Below are 19,187 nucleotides of genomic sequence, written 5' to 3'. Positions count from 1 at the left end.
CTTATGCGTTACGCATAATAATTGATTCGATTGTGTTGGCAACATCTTGGCAATAATCGGCGACATCTTCAAGTTGTTCATATATGTCTTTGAATTGGATAATGCGAATTGGATCCTTTTCATTAATGAAGAGTTGTTTGACCGATGTACGGAAAACTTCATCACAAACTCGTTCGTAATCTTTAATAAGTACTGCATGATCGTGCATCGCTTCAAGTTTTTTCCTCGCAAGCAATTTCATCGCTTTAACGATTTCGTCGGTACTTTTCACAATGTTTTCCATGAATTTCTGTACATACTCATCAATTTCAGTAAGAGAGAACATTTCAAGATGTGCTGCAAAATGTTCAATACCATCAAGAACATCATCCATCTTAATGGCCAAATTCATGATATCTTCCCGCTCAATTGGTGTCATGAACGACTTGTTAAGCTTAGTAATGAGATCGTGGATGAGCGTGTCACCTTCCGTCTCGTAATTTTTAAGTTTAATGCTTACTTCTTTCAAGTCGGCAACTGTCACCACTTTAAAGTCGTTGGCATAATGAACCGCTTCTTGCACATTTTCAGCAATGGTTAATAATGCTATGAAAAAAGGGTCAGGTTTACGTGAGCTGAACATTGTTGTACCTCCGTCCCAGTATGGGAAATAATTTTTTAACAATCCCATCATATCAAAAACAATTTGAGATACCTACAAATTTCGACGATATCTGCACAAACTTTACACAATCTTTACAAAGACCCTACAAAGGATTCACAAAAATCAAATCTGTATAGAAAAAGTGACAATTGTCATGAAGGAAAAATGACTCAATGTACTCCACAGAATACCCTCTTTATCAGTAAAGTTAACGTAAGAGGTGAGAGTATGTTGGGAATTATTAATCTTTGTGTGGAGTTTAAACGGAAAAACGTGTTAAGAGATATTAACTTGGAAATTGCATCTGGGGAAGTAGTTGCGCTATGTGGAGCAAATGGAGCGGGGAAATCAACAATCGTATCCGTTATAGCAGGAATCGTCCATCCTTTAAGCGGAAGAATTCTACTGGCAGGGAAACCACTAGGAAGGAAAATGAAATCGGAAATAGGCTTCATGTTCCAACACGCCGAATTCATGGATAATGTGAAGGTCGAGGAGATGCTTTGTTTATTTCAATCCTTCTATAGAAGTCCTTACACATTCGACGAGCTTGTCCGTCTAGGATTATTGCAAGATATGCTCCTTAAAAAGACACATGAATTATCAGGCGGTGAGCGTAAGCGGCTGTCATTTGCATTGTCGATGGCAGGTAGACCACTTGTGCTGATTGCGGATGAACCAACTGCGGGAATGGACGAGGAAATGAAAAAACATTTCTATCAACAACTAAAGCTTGCTGTTGATGAAGGGCTTGCCGTTTTACTGATTACACATTCCAGGGAAGAAAGAGAAGTTCTTGCACATCGAATTGTGTTGTTGAAGGAAGGGGTTGTGCAATGACTAAGCCCTTTTTATTGTTGACAAAAATTGAAGTGTTGCGCATGCTAAGAAACCGCTATTTTGTCATTTACGCCATCGTTCTTCCCATCGTCTACTACCTAATCTTTTCGCTTTCGAATGAACCAGAGCACTATGCATATCTACTTATCGCAATGCTTGTCTTCAGTTTGTTGTCGGGAGCTGTCACGACATTTGCTATTGGGCTTGCATACGACAACAGCAGACCTTGGCGTACATCTATGAAGGCATTGCCGATTTCCGAATTAGTCGTTTCAGGTGCGAAACTGATGTCACAGCTCTTATTGAATAGTATCACGGTTGTGATCTTAATCGTTTTTGTTCAGACGATTCACGGGCTCCCAGGCAGTGTAGGGCAATGGTGTATGATTGCGGTATGGTTTATCGGTGTGTCCGCGGTGTTCATGACGTTGGGTATAGCCATCAGTTCATTTGGGAAACAGGGTACTGTCTCTGGTATAGCAAACTTTACGTGGATATTTGTGATGTTTTCTGCAGGGACGTGGGTTCCGATTGAACAGTTTCCGGGCTGGGTGCAACCTATTGCAAGCGGGTCTCCAGGAGCGATCGCGATAGCGGGTGCCTTCCGTTTACTGGGAGGAGGGTATCCCTTGATTGGTCAAATGGGTGGACTTATCTGTTATTCGATACTATTTATAGGGGTTTACTGGGTTGGAGGCTATATAAATAGAGGGGCGGCGAATTAATGAGCAGGAGATTTGCAGTTTTTCCCGAAGGTTTAGGTAGGGAACCGTATACTATTTTAATCTACATGTTGTTTCCGCTCATAGGGGCGTTCTTTTTAGAGGGCATGGAGCGTATGTTTTCAATCCTTCTGCTTGCTCCCTTTTTATTCGTCTATCGCCAGTCCTATTGGCGTAACAGCTATCTAGTGTTCGTCATAGTGCAAGCGATTATTATTGGTTTTTGGGTGTATATGTTCGGACCGGTTTTTTTCTGGCTAAGTGCCTTCTCTTCAAATATGATTTCGTTATTGTCCGGACGCAAGCGCATCGTGGCTGTCGGCGTCTATATAGTGGTTGGGATTGTCTATGGCGTGGCTAAGGACTTAAATATAGTGCAAACATCCATGTCGCTTGTACCTATTCTGCTCGCCATCTTTAATGCTTATATGATTTCATCAAGACGAAAATGGAATGAATCCCAGCGAGAATTGGAGAAAGCACATAGTCGGATTGATGAATTGGTGAAGCAGCAAGAACGCCAGCGAATCGGGCGTGATTTGCATGATACGCTTGGACAAAAGTTGTCGATGATTACATTGAAAACTGAGCTTGCCGAGAAGCTACTCGTTTCAGACACAGAAAGAGCTGCGGGGGAGTTACGGGAAGTGATTACAATCTCGCGCGAAACATTAACACAGATGCGGGAGCTTGTGGAAGACCTTGATACAGGTACGCTTGTCGATGAATTGACTGCCAGCCGGCAACATTTACACAGTGCAGGAATCAATTCTGAAGTAAACGGAGAAATCCATTCCATTAATCGTGGGTATGAAAAGATTGCTGTGATGGCAATTCGGGAACTTGTGACCAATGTCGTTAAACATAGCGCTGCATCATGGTGTCAAATTAACATTGCACGTTCAGTGGAAGGTGTATTAATTGAAGTCGCTGATAACGGAAAAGGTATCGATGAAGCGGTTCCAAATCATGGTATGACAGGCCTGCAAAACCGGATTGGGCTTATTAATGGAACGATTGGATGGATAAGCGGTAAAGAAGGGACAGTCGTTCAGTTATTCATTCCGCTACCGAAAAGTATTGAAAAGGTGGGTGTCGTCTCGTGATACGCGTCGTAATTGCAGAAGATCAGGCGATGGTGAGGGGGGCTTTAATAGCACTTCTTTCTATAGAAGAGGACTTAGAAATCATCGGTGAGGCAGCAAATGGCTTGGAAGCGATTGAAGTAGTCGAGCGATTACTGCCCGATGTCTGTATTTTAGATATTGAAATGCCGATTATGAACGGCTTGGAAGCTTCAGAAAGATTAGTGGAGAAATACCCCAGTGTGGCGATCATCATGTTGACGACGTTTGGCCGAACTGGTTATCTACAGCGTTCAGTGAATGCAGGCGTAAAAGGTTTCTTATTGAAAGACGGACCGAGTAGTGCACTGGCCGAAGCAATTCGCATAGTAGCCGCGGGTCAGCGAGTCGTCGATCCAGAACTGGCCTTTTCACTATTTACGGAAAAAGATCAGTTATCCGAGCGGGAGCAAGAGCTTCTTATGCTGGCATCAAAAGGTTTGGCGAATAAAGAAATCAGCAAGCAGTTATTTTTGTCGGAGGGAACAGTAAGAAACTACTTCTCGGACATCTTTCAAAAGTTGCAAGTAAAAAGTCGGACAGAGGCAATTCACGTTGCCAGGAAAAACGGTTTAATTGATATGGAATAAATTTGCGAAAAATTTTCAGTAAATTGAAACTTTCGGGATGATGGGACGTATATATAGGTGAGACAAAAAAGGTGAAAGTGGGGTGTTGAAATGGAACTGTTTGGGATGCCAATTGTGCAAGTATATATGGTTGGGCTAATTGTTGCAGGCCTTGCGACGTTACTTTATATCTTATTTAGTGACATGGCTGAAGGAATCGGCGATGCTAGTCCTTTCTTGGATCCGGCGGTGATACTTGCATTCATAACATTTGTAGCGGCTGGCGGTTATATATTAGAACTTGTTACAACATGGGGCAGCGGAATCATTTTGGTAATTGCACTTGTTACTGCTTTTGTACTCGATCTTCTATTGTACTTATTTGTCCTTCTTCCACTGAAATCGGCGGAAGTGTCCCTCGCGTATACGGATGAGTCGCTGATGGGCAGGGTTGGAAAAGTGATTGTACCTGTCCCTATTGATGGATTCGGTGAAATTGTTATCGAATCGGTGAATGGCATGATTTCTAAGAGGGCGGTAGGGTACGAAAACACCGCAATTGAGTACGGAAAAGAAGTATTGATTATTGAAGTTAGAGATGGAACATTCATCGTTAAAGAGTATGAACCATTCCGCTTCAAATAAAAAAGGGGGAAAAACAGATGGAAATTTGGATTGCAATTGGAGTAGTCGCGTTTGTTTTACTGGCGCTGGTTCTCGTCTTCATCACAAAGTACCGCACAGTCGGGCCAGATGAAGCACTAATCGTGACAGGAAGTTATCTTGGTTCTAAAAATGTACATAAGGATGATTCGGGAAATCGTATTAAAATCATCCGCGGCGGCGGGACGTTCCTGTTGCCAGTGTTCCAACAAGCGGCACCGCTTAGCCTTTTGTCAAGTAAGCTTGAGGTTACAACGCCGGAAGTGTACACGGAGCAAGGCGTTCCTGTTATGGCAGATGGAACAGCAATTATTAAAATTGGTGGCTCAATCATAGAGATTGCAACAGCTGCTGAACAATTTTTAGGGAAATCAAAAGCTGACCGTGAAAATGAAGCAAAAGAAGTATTGGAAGGTCATTTGCGCTCGATTCTTGGTTCAATGACAGTAGAAGAAATTTACAAAAATCGCGATATGTTTTCTCAGGAAGTGCAACGTGTTGCTTCACAGGATCTTTCCAAAATGGGACTCATCATCGTTTCATTTACAATTAAAGATGTGCGCGATAAAAATGGCTATCTCGATTCACTCGGGAAACCACGTATCGCACAAGTGAAGCGCGATGCGGATATCGCAACAGTTGAAGCAGAAAAAGAAACGCGTATTAAAAATGCGGAAGCATCTAAAGAAGCACAAAAAGCAGAAATTGAACGTGCGACTGAAATTGCGGAAGCTGAAAAAGAGAATCAATTGAAGGTTGCGGATTACCGTCGTGATCAAGATGTTGCAAAAGCACGTGCCGACCAAGCTTACGAACTTCAAACGGCCGTCTCGAAACAGGAAGTTATGGAACAGGAAATGCAAATTCAAATCATTGAACGTCAAAAACAGATTGAACTTGAAGAGAAAGAGATTCTGCGTCGTGAGAAGCAATATGATTCTGAAGTTAAGAAAAAAGCTGACGCGGATCGCTATGCAATCGAACAAAATGCAGAAGCTCAAAAATCGAAACAAATTACGGAAGCCGATGCTGAAAAGTACCGCATTGAAGCACGTGCGTTTGCGGATGCAGAAAAAGTTCGTCTTGACGGGCAGGCGAAAGCCGATTCAATGCGCGCACAAGGGGAATCTGAAGCTGACATTATTCGTCTAAAAGGTCTTGCGGAAGCGGAAGCGAAACGTAAAATTGCGGAAGCATTCGAACAGTACGGCCAAGCTGCCATGCTTGATATGATTGTTAAAATGATTCCAGAATATGCGAAACAAATTGCAAGCCCGCTTGCGAATATTGATAAAATTACTGTTGTTGACACGGGTAGTGGTGAAGGCGGCGGAGCCAATAAAGTAACGTCGTATGCGACTAACTTAATGGCAACATTGCAAGAATCCTTGAAAGCATCATCAGGCATTGACGTTAAGGAAATGCTTGAAAACTACACGGGCAAAGGCAATATCCGCCCAAGTATTGACCAGCTGACAAATGAGATAAAAGCAACAAATACGAAGCAACCCACTCAACAAGTGATTGCAAGAAAAGAAGTTGCAGCTGACGAAGCTGAATAATATCTAACTAGAAGAGAGTCCCGACGCAGTAGTGCGTCGGGGCTCTTTTTTATGTTGTAGGCCCCCTCAGCGAGCGTAAAGTAAGGAAACAATCATAACCCTCGCACGACCGATCATAAAAGCTGCCAACCGATCATAACCCTCGCACGCCCGATCATAAAACTCCCTAACCGATCATAACCCTCGCACGCCCAATCATAAAACTCTCTAACCGATCATAACCCTCGCACGCCCGATTATAAAACTTCCTAACCGATCATAACCCTCGCACGCCCGATCATAAAACTCCCTAACCGATCATAACCCTCGCACGCCCGATCATAAAACTCTCTAACCGATCATAATCCTCGCACGCCCGATCATAAAACTCCCTAACCGATCATAACCCTCGCACGACCAATCATATATCCAGCATCCACCCCAACATCTTAAGAAATTCTTCATATCTATCCTCACAAACCCTTAAGATTCTCCCTATATAATGAAGGAAATAAAGAAAGTTGGAGGGGAACAGATGATTAGTGTGCAAAATTTAAATCATTCATTCAAAATCGGCAAGAAAGGTAAAGAAAAGCGAGTTCCGGTGTTGAAAGGGTTAACGTTTGATGTTGCGGAGGGTGAAATTGTATCGATTGTTGGCAAAAGTGGTTCGGGTAAATCAACGCTTCTTCATATTATGGCAGGATTTCTAACGCCTGAAAGTGGAGAAATCAGTGTGCAAGGCATTCAGACCTCTGCATTCAACGAAGTGGAAAGTGCGAAGTTTCGATTAGATCATTTCGGTTTCGTCTTTCAAAACTTTCAACTCATGCCTGGATTGACAGCGTTTGAAAATGTTGAACTGCCACTGACATTGAAGGGCATCAACAAAAGTGAGCGACACAAGAAAGTAAAAGACCTGATGCAAAGCGTTGGACTAACGGATGTGCAAGACCATTATCCAAATGAATTATCGGGAGGTCAGCAACAGCGTGTCAGCATTGCGCGTGCGCTTATAACGGATCCGCCAATCATTTTTGCCGATGAACCGACAGGTAGTCTCGACTCGGAAACAGAACAGGACGTTCTTTTGCTTATCCAGTCGCTCAATAAAACACGGGGCATCACATTCGTCATCATTACACACGACGATGAAGTGGCACAAACAGCGAATCGCGTATACAGAATGCATGACGGCGTATTAACGGAAGGCGGTGCACAGCATGCAATTTAAGGACCAGATTAGTTTCGTAGGGCAACATATCAAGAAAAATAAAATGCGTGTTTTCATGACCGTGCTTGCGGCAACGATGGGAACAGCCTTTTTAATTGTGCTCGCGTCCGTTGGATTCGGCCTACACGAAACGATTCGGGGAGAGGTCTTATCGAATCGACTTGTGACACAAATTGAAGTGTTCTCAAGTGAGATGGATGAAGAGAAAGTTGTAGAGCTGAAGAAACGGGATCATGTAAAAGCAGTTGTATTCCGCCAAAATCTAGGGGCAGAACAGCAGTCTTCAATTGGTGATTTCACTGGGAATAGTCAGCTTGTTGTGACGGATTTTACAGAAGAAAAGAAAGCGAATTTCGAGCTTCAGGAAGGACGTTTACCTGAAAAAGTGAACGAAGTCGTCGTGGGAAGCAATTTCGCAGATTCCTTAATGAATCAACAAGATGAAAATGAAGATGGTGAATTTACTACGTATGATGGAAAATTGATTGGAGAACAGTTCATCTATCAAATCGGTGAAAATGAAGGTGAAATGATTGAGGATAAAATGATGCTCACGATAGTGGGTATCGGAAAGAAACCTGCGAAAGATTGGGAGCAGGATCAAAAAATATACGCTGACGCATCTATTATTCCAGAGTTAGAAAAAATCTATTATGCACATGTAGACAAGCCAGTGGATGATAATGCAGACGCACAGCAATTATTTTATGGCAATGTAAACGTCTATGCGGATAAATTAGAAAATGTGAAAGCAATCTCTACTGCATTAAAAGACGATGGATATAGTGTGTATTCCATATCCGAAGAACTTGATCAATTAGATGTCTTTTTCCTAGCGTTGAAAGCTGGACTTGTATTCGTTGGGACAATTGCGATCTTAATTGCATCTATTGGAATATTTAACACGATGACAATGGCTGTGACAGAGCGGACGCGTGAAATCGGAGTTATGAAAGCAATCGGGGCAGATCCGAAATTAATCCAACGACTATTCCTGATGGAAAGTGCGTGGATTGGTATAGTTGGGACGGTTCTTGCAGTTGTTATTTCCTATGGGGTGAGCATTGTGTCGAATTATGTGCTGCCAATCATTGTTACGGCAGCGCTCGGTGAAGAAGATTTTGGAGATATGACTGTTACGTTCTCCGTTATTCCATGGCAACTTGTGGTTATCGCTTCTACGATCAGCATAGGCGTCGCAATGATTTCAGGGTGGCGACCAGCGCGTAAAGCGACGAAAATTGATGTCATCAATGCGTTGAGGCAGGAACTCTAATCGACATATTTTTGCATCAATCGGGTAAAGGTGTATGAAACGTTGGCGTGACTTGTTATAATGGTAATATTCAGACATGCCTTGATGATCATATGCCTTAACCCTAGGAGTACGCTTATGTACACTATTTTAAACCAGTCGTATAGCAATCAAACTAGCGAAGGATATCCGGTACTTCATCTCGGTTATGCGGATGTCGTATTGCTCGGAAGATGGAACGGATTGTCAAATGCGCTTTATTCATTGCACAAGAATGGCTCGTTTTGGGTCCAATACGACGCCGAAGACGCCTTCATAGAGTCCTATAAGCTTCTTAACGGGGTCGTAGAAATGGAATACGAAGGAAAGCGCCGTCTATTGGAAATCGGTGAGACAATTGAAGCATCGAATTATGAACATATTATTTCGTTTTACGGGAAAACGGAAGCAGATATTTTAATTAAAATGGAAGCTGAAAGTTTTGAGTACAGATTTTTCGAAACGCAAATCCTTCAAGAAGAGGCGGATGCGATTGCATCGGTCGATGGCTATACTTATATGCATTGCAACCGAATTAAGGATTATTCAATCGAAGTGTGGAAACAGTTGGAACTCCCAACAGAAAGCCTTAGCACCTTGAGATGGGGCGCCTATTTTCATGATGTCGGCAAGCGTGTTGTCCCGCTAGAAATTCTAAATAAACCTGGGAAACTGACAGCTGAAGAGTGGGAAATTATGAAGACTCATACGACAGAAGGTGCAAAGATTATGCGTGAGCATGCTGTCGAATGGCTAACAGATACTGCATTCATTGTCGAACAACATCATGAAAGACACGACGGAAAAGGCTATCCGTATGGTCTAAAAGGCGATGAAATTGCGCTAGAATCCGCCATCGTATCGGTCGTTGATGCATTTGATGCAATGACAACCGATCGAGTGTATAAGAAGGCCCTTTCTATACAAGAAGCTGTGAAAGAACTAGAGGGCGGAAGAGGGACACAATTTAACCCTGAAGTAGTCGATGCATTTATAGAGATATTAAAGAAAAACCAATTCAATTGGAAATGAAGAATGGAAAAAGACTCGGGAAACCGGGTCTTTTCTATATAAAAAAAGGGGGGGAATGCTATGGATTACATTCAAACGATGAGGAAAATGATTGGTAAGGAATCACTACTAACGGTGGGTTGCGGCGTCATCATTACAAATGAAGATAAAATCTTGCTTCAACACCGCACAGATGAGGACAATTGGTGTATTCCTGGTGGTGTGATGGAGCTTGGGGAAACGTTTGAAGAAACGGCGAAAAGGGAGACATATGAAGAAACGGGACTGCATGTGGAGGGGCTTAAGCTATTTGGTCTTTATTCCGGAGAGGCCTGTTTTGTGACGTATCCGAATGGTGATCAAGTATATAGCGTGCAAGTTATTTTTCAAACAGAAAACTATTTGGGTGAACTAAAACAGGGCGGTACAGAAAGCAAAGCACATCGTTTTTTCGGAAAAGATGAATTGCCGACGAACCTAAACCCTAGGCAAAAAGCATTTATCCGAGACTGGGCGGATGAAAAAAAGGTGCCAATCAGCGATAATGGAAATACTTACAATTGAAAGAGGGATGAATGATGGATTATCGTATTGAACACGACACATTTGGTGAAATTAAAGTACCTGCGGACAAGCTATGGGGAGCGCAAACGCAACGGAGTAAACAAAATTTTAAAATTGGCGGAGAAAAAATGCCAATTGGTGTTATTCGTGCATTTGCCCATTTGAAAAAATCTGCAGCAATCGCGAGCCATGCACACGGTGCTATCTCAGAAGCAAAAATGAAGGCTATCTCTGCAGCGGCGGATGAAGTAGTCTCTGGCAAACTGGATGATCATTTCCCACTTGTCGTTTGGCAAACAGGAAGCGGTACGCAGTCAAACATGAATATGAACGAAGTGCTTGCACACCGTGGAAATCAACTTCTTGAAGAGTGGGGCGAGGAAGAACGCCTTCATCCGAACGATGATGTCAATAAATCACAAAGTTCAAACGACACATTCCCTACAGCGTTGCATGTTGCAGGCGTCGTGGCAGTACAACAACAACTCGTACCGGCAATTGGTGTATTGAAAGAAACACTTAACAAGAAGTCCGAAGAGTTCATGGATATCATTAAAATCGGCCGTACGCATTTACAAGACGCGACACCTTTAACGCTTGGCCAGGAAATTAGCGGTTGGCACCGGATGCTCGAGAAAACAGAAAAAATGATTACGGACAGCGTCGAGTCGATGAAAGAACTTGCAATCGGTGGAACGGCTGTTGGTACAGGACTTAACGCACCTGCAGGATTTGGGGACCGTGTTGCTACTGAAATCAGCACAGCAGTAGGAATCGAATTTACGTCTGCGGTAAATAAATTCCATTCACTTACGAGCTATGATGAAATTGTTTACGTTCATGGCGCTATCAAAGCACTTGCAGCAGACCTAATGAAAATCGCCAATGATGTGCGCTGGTTAGCTAGTGGACCACGTTCAGGTATTGGTGAAATTACAATTCCTGAGAACGAACCAGGCAGTTCCATCATGCCAGGAAAAGTGAATCCGACTCAAAGTGAAGCGTTGACGATGGTTGTCGCACAAGTCATGGGGAACGACGCGACAATCGGTTTCGCAGCGAGCCAGGGGAACTTCGAACTGAACGTCTTCAAGCCGGTTATCATATATAACTTCCTTCAATCCGTGACGTTGTTGAGCGATGCGATGATCAGTTTCAACGATAACTGTGCAGTTGGCATTGAACCAAATCGTGAAGAAATTGACCGTAAAGTTCAAAACTCACTTATGCTTGTGACGGCACTTAATCCTTATATCGGTTACGAAAATGCAGCGAAAATAGCGAAAACAGCACATGCGGAAGGAACAACGCTAAAAGAGGCGGCACTTAAATCAGGCTTGCTGACAGAAGAACAATTTGACGAGTATGTCGTTCCTTCAAAAATGATTGGGAAATAAGGAGTCGACTTCAGTATGTACGAAAAAGAGTGTCCATATTGCAATTTGCTAGCGGATCCTGAGCAGCAAATTATCTTTGAAAATGCGACATGCGCTTATATTCAAAAGCCTTCCGAGCAAACAGTGTTGGAAGGGAGCGGGCTCATCGTTTCGAAACGGCATGCAGTCGATGTATTTTCATTAACCGCGCAGGAATGGATTGATACACAGGAACTGCTAATGAAAGCGAAAGCTCATTTGGAAGAGCGGTACGGGCACGATGGTTATTCCGTTGGTTGGAATACGGGAAAAACAGGCGGGCAATCGATTTCGCACGCGCATTTACATGTGATTCCGAGATTTGCGGATGAGCCGTATGCTGGGAAAGGTATCCGGCATTGGATTAAGCAAGAGGCTAATCACCGTCGTGTTTGATCCCACATTAACGGGCAGTAAAACCCCCTCTGATTGAAGATTAACTTTTTTGTCCATCAAACTGTAACTTATAAACGTGTTGTTTTGGGTTATGATGAAAGGACAACTACACGAATAAGGGGTGGGCAGTATATGAAAAAGAAATGGATATTCATCTTGCTTGCAGCGATTCTTGTCCTTTCAGCATGCGGAGAAAAAGCACAGCCAAGCGAGAAAGAACATGACATGGCACATGGGGAACAGCAGCATGTACCAAACGGTGACTTGCAAGAAGTAACAGCTTCTGCCGATATTTTACCGTCGTTCCTAGATGATAAGTCGGAGGATATGCGTCTTGTCTATCAAATGGCGGGAACTGCAACGGATATTATTGAGTGGATGCCTTGCTATTGTGGGTGCGGTGAAAGCGCAGGTCATGATAGTAACTTGAATTGTTTCATCGACGAAGTTCGTGAAGACGGTTCTGTTGTCTGGGATGACCACGGCACACGTTGCCAAGTTTGTCTGGATATCGCCGTGCAATCTGTAATGATGAAGCAAGAAGGTAAATCGTTAAAAGAAATCCGTGAATTCATCGATGAAAATTATAAAGAAGGCTACGCGGAACCAACAAAAACGCCGATGCCAGCATAATTGAATTATAAAAAGCAGACACGCGAAAGTGTCTGCTTTTTTATATAGGAAAGGGATTAGTTAATGTATGTGTTACTGACCAGTAAATCACTCAAAATTTCTGACGGAATTTCAAATGTCACGACACCCATATAACCAGGTGCAATTTCATATTTATCGAATGAAATGACAAGCTTATTATCAGCTGTAATATAGAATGACTGATCGGCTTGGATTGTTTTGAAGTCATCGAAAAATTCGCTATTCAAAAAGTAAGAGACCTCTTCATCTGCTGCCATTTGTCGCTCCATTTCACTTACTAAATATGAGCTAATAGCATCGACGTATTTATCATCTTTAAAAAGACTTGGCAATGTGATTAACACGTTGTTCTGCTTATCAATTGTGTCGTACTTCATTGTTGTTGAAGAGGATCCGACCGTATTCACCTCATAGCGAGCAATCGATAGAAGCTGGTCAGTATCTGTTTTCACTTCGTAGCCAGTGTCGATGCCAAGATGACCGCCACCTGCCTTTTCCAATTCCGCGGCCTCTTGTTGGAACTGTTCGAAAAGTACTTTGTTTTCCTCAAGGTATTTCTCATTCAGAGAAGATTGCAGTCCTTCATCAGTCAATCCTTCAATTGCTGGTGTAGCGACATTTGCTTGGTACGTTTTTTCATCGACAGTCAATTGTTGTGCGGTAAATACATCCACAATCGCTCCAAGAAGCGGAACATTTGCCATTGCCTGTGCGAAGGATGGACTGACATTTATACTACCGATGAATAGAGCAGCAGCGGCGGCGGCTCCAATCGTCCATTGTTTTAGAAATGGACGTCTTTTCTGTGACGCTTTTGCTCGACGAATCGAAGCTTTTACGACGTCTTCCAACTCAGACGGAATCTCCGTTTCGTCATAGTTCTTTTTCAACTTTTTCAATTCTTTCATAACCTGAATTCCTCCCCAACTTCAATGCGTAACTTTTTCAATGCTGCATATAATCTTGTTTTAATCGTATTCACATTTTCATCCATCACTACAGCGATTTCATCAATTTTCAAATCCTCGAAAAATCTAAGAATAATAAGAGATCTGTATTTAGGAGGCAACTGGTCAATGGCATCATGTAAGTCCATGTCGATAATGTCATCCTCTAACTGTGGCAAATGAATGCCGAGAATGTCATCGTCCATCACTGTAATACGCTGATGTTTTCGGATGAAGTCAATGGATGTATTAACGATGATCCGGTAGAACCAAGTTTTCAAATAGGCAATCTCTTCAAGTCGATCAATTGAATTGAGGGCTTTTAAAATGGCATCTTGTACAATATCAAGTGCATTTTCTTTATTTCTAACATAGCTGTATGCAAGGCGATAATGGGCTTCACGATTCTCTACTATAAATTTTTCTACAAGCTCAAACTTCTCATTTTTTGTCATGACAAAAGATTCACCTTCTCCAATTTCCAACATGTCGCGAACACGTTATAGTTATTTGACGGGGTACATGTCTGAAAAGTTTTATGTTTTCATTCGCTGAAAAAAATCAATTAAAAGAATCCTTTACGAAACATTGGAAAATTCATGGTAAAATAAATATAACGTAAGGGTGTAGGCCATGGCGATAATGTAGATTTTAGTATTGTGTTTCTAGGAGGATTTATAGTTCTTTAAAGTTTTATTTCTTTTTTGCAAGGGAGTTTTCGGATCTGGAAAAGCACTGCGAAAAAATTGCTGATCTTGAGAGAGAAGTACTGATACTTAAAAACAAAAAAATCTGCTATACGGAGGAGAAATCAAGATGGAGGATATATTATTTGTTGCATCATGGAGCGGCGGAAAAGATTCTGCGATGGCTTATTACCGCGCAATGAAAGCGGGTGGCATTCCGAAACGGTTATGGACAATGTTTGAAGAGGATGAAGAACGGTCAAAATCACATGCGCTGCCTTTTGAAGTCGTAGCAGCCCAAGCTGAAAGGATCGGCGTCCCTTTAATGATACGGGGAGCAAGCTGGAAAGGGTATGAAGAGCAATTTTTAGACGCGATGAAAGAATGTGTTGAGTCAGGCATCAGCCACGGGGTTTTCGGGGATATCGATCTTGAAGACCATTTGGAGTGGGTTCAAGAAACATGTGCGAAAGTCAATATGAAAGCAGTTCATCCATTATGGATGGAGCCGCGTCGCAAGATATTGGAAGAGTTTATAGAGGGCGGATTCGAGGCATACATCGTTGTCGTCAATACAACAATGACGCCTGCCCATTTCATAGGCCGTAAATTTACTATCGAACTGATGGATGAACTCGATGCGCTCGGCATTGATTCATGTGGGGAATCTGGGGAATTTCACACTGTGGTTGTAGACGGACCGATTTTTAGTGAACGGGTCCCGGTCGTTTTTTCAGGGCAGCATAAACGGGATGACTATGTGTTTTTGGATGTATCATTGGGGAAATAAGTGTGGATGGGAAGTTTCGTAAGGGAAGAAGTCCGCGAACTTAATGTCGCGGACAGCATTGCATTATTAAGTAGGGTGAACCATCGGGTATCAGTCTTCTTCAACATCCATAAGGAAAATCTGCTCTTCGAATCCGCCGCGTTTCTCAGCCTTTTCTACTCTTACCTTTTCTAGATCTTCAAATGATACCCCGTAATATGAAACGGCTGCATGGATGAGCTCCAACAAATCCGCAAGTTCTTCGATGGCGTCATCTGTCGTCTCGGTGGATTCGTATTCCTCCAGTTCTTCATGCATTTTTTTGTTGATTTCGTTAATGTATTCGTCTTCATTCAAAAGGCGTGTATTGCAAATCAGACCGGACTTTTCGATGATTTCGGGAATCCGGTCGCGTACTAATTTATTTTATATCGGCATGTTGTTGTCTCCTTTTAATCACTAAATCTAATTATTCTAAATGATAACATGTGATTCTTTAAATTGAAAAAGCCATCCACATTCGCATGAGGCAAATGTGGATGGCTTTAATCATATATTCAATAAATCGCCCAGTTCTTTCTCTAAAAACGGATCTGCATTCAACAGCTTCCTAAATTCAGTGTACCGTTTCACTTCATCCGCAGAAGCTTCTCGTCCGGTCTGATAAGCTCGAATCAAAATGTTTTTGGGTGTGTGCTCCATGTCGATGAATTCGAGTAACTGAGCCTCGTAACCCACGAGTGATAACAGCTCGGCACGAATGGAATCAGTAGCAAGTGCTGAGAACCGTTCTTTGATGAGTCCGTGTTGAAGCATAACGTCTAGCGCGGGGGAATTAACCTGAGAGAATAGTTCGTGCTGGCAACATGGCACGCTCAAAATGACTTTCGCTCCCCATTTCACCGCACGGGCAAGCGCCATATCTGTCGCAACATCGCATGCATGTAAGGTGACGACCATGTCGACTGACGTTTCGTCATTATAATCATTGATATCTCCTACTAGAAATTCAAGATTATCGTAACCAAGATCCTTCGCAATGGTGCTACATTCCTCAATCACTTCTTTTTTCAAATCAAGGCCAGTTACCTTAATATCCAGCCCTTTTTCGATACGTAAATAGTGATAGAGCGCAAATGTTAAATAGGATTTACCGGAACCGAAATCAAGAATACGTACAGTACGATCTTTCGGTAAGTGGGCAAGAGAATCGTCGATGAATTCGACGAACCGGTTAATTTGTCTAAACTTGTCGTGCTTTTGTTTTTTCACTTTGCCGTCGGGCGTTTGGACGCCAAGTCGTACTAGAAATGGATAGGGCGTATTTTCATCCAATAAATAATTTTTCTTACGGTTGTGTGAAAGGTCAACTACTTTTTCAGATGCTCCTTTTTCAGACTTCCACATTACTTTAAATTTTTTCGTCAGCTGAACCTGGACTTTTTCATCCGAAAACTCAGCGTGTATTTGTCTGAAACGCTCGAGTAGTTGTTGTAAATGTGCTCGCAATGCATCAGGGGTAACATTTTCATGGTTCAGCACTCGTTCGTACTGGTATTCAAATTGAATATGCAGCTGCCCTTTTATTTCCACTGGTTTCACTTTCACCCGTTTTAGTTCATCTGTTTTTGTGCGGGATTGGCTGATTGTCCCGCCAATGAAAGACCCGTCTGTTATCCGTCGTGTTAATTCGTCCACTAATTCCTCAAATTGCATTGTCATCACTCCTAGTTAAACTCAAATCCCTGTTTCTTCAAAAAATCTTTCATATGCGTTCGACGAGGAACTTCTAAAAAGTCTGCCATGGAATCGGACCAGGCGGCGTCTTTACGGTTTGAGCCGCGGCTTAAATAATAGTCGTTCATTGTTTCATCATACTTAGGGATAAGTTCGTCGTATTTATCGGTATTGTAGCTGTTTTCGTGAATAATTGCTTCTACCGGTAAGCGCGGTTTCACTTCATTCGCTTCGTCAGGAACGCCGATTGTCATGGCGAATAGTGGAGTAACACCGTTGGGAAGCGATAGCAATTCGCTTATTTCCTCAGGTGCATTACGTACGCCCCCGATATAACAGATGCCATAACCTTTTGATTCGGCCGCGATCGCTACATTTTGGGCGAATAAAGCAACGTCGATGGAGCCGACAAGGACACTTTCAGCAGAGGAGAAATCAATGTCTTTTCCGACTAAGTTAGCTGCCTTTTTCAATCGACAATAGTCCGCGCAGAAGACTAAAACGGCGCCAGCTGATAAAATCTGTTGCGGGTTCTTCGCGAATTCCGCTAGTTTCTTGCGTTTTTCAACATCCGTTACATAAATGACAGAGTATGCTTGGACAAAGTGCGAACTTGCGGCATGCTGCCCGGCCCGAATGAGTTCAAGTACTTCTTCTTTTGGTAGTGTAATGTCTTTATATTTTCGAACAGATGCGTGGGCAGATAATAAGTCGATAACCATGGAATCCCTCCAAAAAATGTTTTATTAATTAAGATTAACAGACTGTGATAGTGGTAAACTACCTTTAAAGCTTAACAAAGGGGTGTTGTTATGAATTGGGCGGAAAGTATTTCAATTACCACGGCGTTGTTAATTTTATTTCTAGTCATCTTACCAATTACAATTGCCATATATCTATACTTTTATGACAAAAGCCAAAAGCAACATGCGATTCTTCGGAATTTCCCGATTTTAGGGCGGATGCGTTATGTGATGGAGAAGACGGGTCCTGAGCTTCGTCAATATCTGTTTGACGACGATAATGACGGCGAACCATTCAATCGTGAAGAATACCTACACATGGTTATGCCAGGGAAATATTTGAATAGTGTCATTGGCTTTGGCTCGAAACGTGATTTTGAAGAATCGGGTTATTATATCCGCAACGCAATGTTTACGAAGCAAAATGAGGAAATGCGCGTTGATAATTCAAACCTTATAGATACGATGCGTTATGTCGTTGATGAAGATAATCTCTTCTCACGTAAAGAACACCGCGAAGATATTCCGACATTGCCTTGGTTGTTGCCAGAAGAGGATGCAATCGTCATTGGTCCGAACTGTGAGCATCCATTTCATGTCCGCAGCATGCTTGGTCAATCCGCGATGAGTTATGGGGCACTCGGGGAAAATGCAATCACTGCATTGTCAAAAGGGATTGGCATGGCGCAAGGGGCTTGGATGAATACCGGCGAAGGAGGTCTGTCCCAGCATCACTTGGCGGGCGGTGCAGATATAATTGCACAAATTGGCTCGGGTTTGTTCGGATTTAGAACGGAGGATGGCGAATTCAGTTTTGAGCGGGTTCGTGAAAAAGCGGATATTCCGCAAGTCAAAGCGTTTGAAATTAAATTAGCGCAAGGTGCGAAAATGCGTGGTGGGCACGTTGAAGGGGCGAAGGTAACGGAAGAAATTGCGGCAATTCGTAATGTTGTTCCGTTTGTCTCTATTAATAGTCCAAACCGCTTTCACCAGTTTGATGATTACCCAACACTTTTTGAATTCATTGATCAAATTCGTCAGCATTCGGGTAAACCGGTTGGTATTAAGGTTGTCCTCGGTGGGAAACAGGATGCAGAGGAACTTGCGTCATTCATGCATGAAACAGGTATGGGTCCCGACTTTATCTCATTAGATGGTGGGGAGGGCGGCTCGGGCGCTACATACCAGGATCTTGCTGATAGCGTTGGATTACCGTTGCGGTCAGCAATTATTCTTCTGGACGATGCACTTCGAAAATTTGAAGTACGTGACCGCGTGAAAATTATTGCATCGGGTAAGATTACGACACCGGACCGAGCAGCAATAGTTCTAGCAATGGGAGCAGATCTTGTTCAAGTTGCGCGTGGTTTTATGATCTCGGTCGGTTGCATTATGGCGCACCGTTGTCATACGAATGATTGTCCAGCGGGCGTTGCAACGACAGATAAGAAATTACAGCAAGGCCTCGTCGTCGAAGAGAAAAAGTACCGTGTCACAAATTATATTTTGACGATGCGAGAAGGACTTTTCCGTGTCGCTGCAGCGGCAGGTCTGGATTCGCCAACGAAACTCGAACGACATCATGTCGTTTACAAAGATGAACGAGGACGCGTCTTTCCTGTGGAATGAATTGAA

21 protein-coding genes are annotated in these 19,187 nt (G+C 42.8%); 15 read left to right on the top strand and 6 right to left on the bottom strand.

Annotated features, from left to right (window positions below; all coding sequences use genetic code 11):
* Window position 1: 1 nt before the first annotated feature.
* Window positions 2-622 carry a DUF47 domain-containing protein gene (locus tag MKZ26_RS12730; protein WP_067205068.1) on the bottom strand — a complete coding sequence of 207 codons (621 nt, stop codon included), beginning with the start codon at window positions 620-622 and terminating at the stop codon, window positions 2-4.
* 249 nt (window positions 623-871) lie between these two features.
* Between MKZ26_RS12730 and MKZ26_RS12725 the strand changes: the two genes are divergently transcribed.
* From MKZ26_RS12725 to MKZ26_RS12665, 13 genes are all read left to right on the top strand, one after another.
* A complete protein-coding gene (locus tag MKZ26_RS12725) occupies window positions 872-1,483 on the top strand; it encodes an ABC transporter ATP-binding protein (protein ID WP_340766411.1) in 612 nt (203 codons plus the stop codon).
* Entirely contained in the window at window positions 1,480-2,208 is a 729-nt protein-coding gene (locus MKZ26_RS12720) for an ABC transporter permease (protein WP_340766410.1), read from the top strand. Before MKZ26_RS12725 ends, MKZ26_RS12720 begins: the two co-directional genes overlap by 4 nt.
* Window positions 2,208-3,311, top strand: a complete 1,104-nt coding sequence (locus MKZ26_RS12715) for a sensor histidine kinase (RefSeq protein WP_340766409.1) — start codon at window positions 2,208-2,210, stop codon at window positions 3,309-3,311. The genes MKZ26_RS12720 and MKZ26_RS12715 overlap by 1 nt, the downstream gene beginning before the upstream one ends.
* A complete protein-coding gene (locus MKZ26_RS12710; protein ID WP_340766408.1) occupies window positions 3,308-3,919 on the top strand; it encodes a response regulator transcription factor in 612 nt (203 codons plus the stop codon). Before MKZ26_RS12715 ends, MKZ26_RS12710 begins: the two co-directional genes overlap by 4 nt.
* Window positions 3,920-4,009: 90 nt before the next feature.
* Window positions 4,010-4,543 carry a hypothetical protein gene (locus tag MKZ26_RS12705; protein WP_340766407.1) on the top strand — a complete coding sequence of 178 codons (534 nt, stop codon included), beginning with the start codon at window positions 4,010-4,012 and terminating at the stop codon, window positions 4,541-4,543.
* A 17-nt stretch (window positions 4,544-4,560) separates the two neighbouring features.
* Window positions 4,561-6,123, top strand: coding sequence for a flotillin family protein (locus tag MKZ26_RS12700; protein ID WP_067205083.1), 1,563 nt, complete (start codon window positions 4,561-4,563; stop codon window positions 6,121-6,123).
* Between the two features lie 514 nt (window positions 6,124-6,637).
* Window positions 6,638-7,336: an ABC transporter ATP-binding protein gene (locus MKZ26_RS12695; protein WP_340766406.1), complete on the top strand. Its 699-nt coding sequence runs from the start codon at window positions 6,638-6,640 to the stop codon at window positions 7,334-7,336.
* The gene (locus MKZ26_RS12690) at window positions 7,326-8,612 is read left to right on the top strand and encodes an ABC transporter permease (RefSeq protein WP_340766405.1); all 1,287 of its coding nucleotides are present in this window, start codon (window positions 7,326-7,328) and stop codon (window positions 8,610-8,612) included. The genes MKZ26_RS12695 and MKZ26_RS12690 overlap by 11 nt, the downstream gene beginning before the upstream one ends.
* Before the next feature lie 117 nt (window positions 8,613-8,729).
* Window positions 8,730-9,662 carry an HD-GYP domain-containing protein gene (locus tag MKZ26_RS12685; protein ID WP_340766404.1) on the top strand — a complete coding sequence of 311 codons (933 nt, stop codon included), beginning with the start codon at window positions 8,730-8,732 and terminating at the stop codon, window positions 9,660-9,662.
* A gap of 60 nt (window positions 9,663-9,722) precedes the next feature.
* Window positions 9,723-10,205 carry an NUDIX hydrolase gene (locus tag MKZ26_RS12680; protein WP_067205094.1) on the top strand — a complete coding sequence of 161 codons (483 nt, stop codon included), beginning with the start codon at window positions 9,723-9,725 and terminating at the stop codon, window positions 10,203-10,205.
* Window positions 10,206-10,219: 14 nt separating this feature from the next.
* A complete protein-coding gene (gene fumC / locus MKZ26_RS12675; RefSeq protein WP_340766403.1) occupies window positions 10,220-11,602 on the top strand; it encodes a class II fumarate hydratase in 1,383 nt (460 codons plus the stop codon).
* Between the two features lie 15 nt (window positions 11,603-11,617).
* A complete protein-coding gene (locus tag MKZ26_RS12670; RefSeq protein WP_340766402.1) occupies window positions 11,618-12,016 on the top strand; it encodes an HIT family protein in 399 nt (132 codons plus the stop codon).
* 132 nt (window positions 12,017-12,148) lie between these two features.
* Entirely contained in the window at window positions 12,149-12,649 is a 501-nt protein-coding gene (locus MKZ26_RS12665) for a PCYCGC motif-containing (lipo)protein (protein ID WP_340741322.1), read from the top strand.
* Window positions 12,650-12,705: 56 nt separating this feature from the next.
* Here the strand turns inward: MKZ26_RS12665 and MKZ26_RS12660 are convergent, their stop codons facing one another.
* Both MKZ26_RS12660 and MKZ26_RS12655 read right to left on the bottom strand, forming a co-directional pair.
* Entirely contained in the window at window positions 12,706-13,578 is an 873-nt protein-coding gene (locus MKZ26_RS12660; protein ID WP_340766401.1) for an RsiV family protein, read from the bottom strand.
* Entirely contained in the window at window positions 13,575-14,072 is a 498-nt protein-coding gene (locus MKZ26_RS12655) for an RNA polymerase sigma factor (protein WP_340741324.1), read from the bottom strand. The genes MKZ26_RS12660 and MKZ26_RS12655 overlap by 4 nt, the downstream gene beginning before the upstream one ends.
* 361 nt (window positions 14,073-14,433) lie before the next feature.
* Here MKZ26_RS12655 and MKZ26_RS12650 point away from each other — a divergent pair, with 361 nt between their 5' ends.
* A complete protein-coding gene (locus tag MKZ26_RS12650) occupies window positions 14,434-15,093 on the top strand; it encodes a Dph6-related ATP pyrophosphatase (protein ID WP_340766400.1) in 660 nt (219 codons plus the stop codon).
* A gap of 90 nt (window positions 15,094-15,183) precedes the next feature.
* On the opposite strand, the gene MKZ26_RS12645 is transcribed toward MKZ26_RS12650, so the two are convergent.
* The 3 genes from MKZ26_RS12645 to nfsA form a co-directional block, all read right to left on the bottom strand.
* The gene (locus MKZ26_RS12645; protein WP_340767655.1) at window positions 15,184-15,477 is read right to left on the bottom strand and encodes a nucleoside triphosphate pyrophosphohydrolase; all 294 of its coding nucleotides are present in this window, start codon (window positions 15,475-15,477) and stop codon (window positions 15,184-15,186) included.
* 144 nt (window positions 15,478-15,621) lie between these two features.
* On the bottom strand, window positions 15,622-16,788 hold the full coding sequence (locus MKZ26_RS12640; protein WP_340766399.1) for a class I SAM-dependent methyltransferase: 1,167 nt from the start codon (window positions 16,786-16,788) through the stop codon (window positions 15,622-15,624).
* 11 nt (window positions 16,789-16,799) lie between these two features.
* Complete coding sequence (gene nfsA, locus MKZ26_RS12635) at window positions 16,800-17,531, bottom strand: oxygen-insensitive NADPH nitroreductase (protein WP_340766398.1); 732 nt, start codon at window positions 17,529-17,531, stop codon at window positions 16,800-16,802.
* 90 nt (window positions 17,532-17,621) lie between these two features.
* Between nfsA and MKZ26_RS12630 the strand changes: the two genes are divergently transcribed.
* Window positions 17,622-19,181 (top strand): FMN-binding glutamate synthase family protein, encoded by a 1,560-nt coding sequence (locus MKZ26_RS12630; RefSeq protein ID WP_187046524.1) that lies wholly within the window; start codon window positions 17,622-17,624, stop codon window positions 19,179-19,181.
* Window positions 19,182-19,187 lie beyond the last annotated feature (6 nt).

Source organism: Sporosarcina sp. FSL K6-6792 (assembly GCF_038004885.1).
GTDB classification, from domain to species: Bacteria; Bacillota; Bacilli; order Bacillales_A; family Planococcaceae; genus Sporosarcina; species Sporosarcina psychrophila.
Note: the sequence above shows the minus strand (reverse complement) of the source record. Positions and strands in the feature narration are given on the sequence as shown.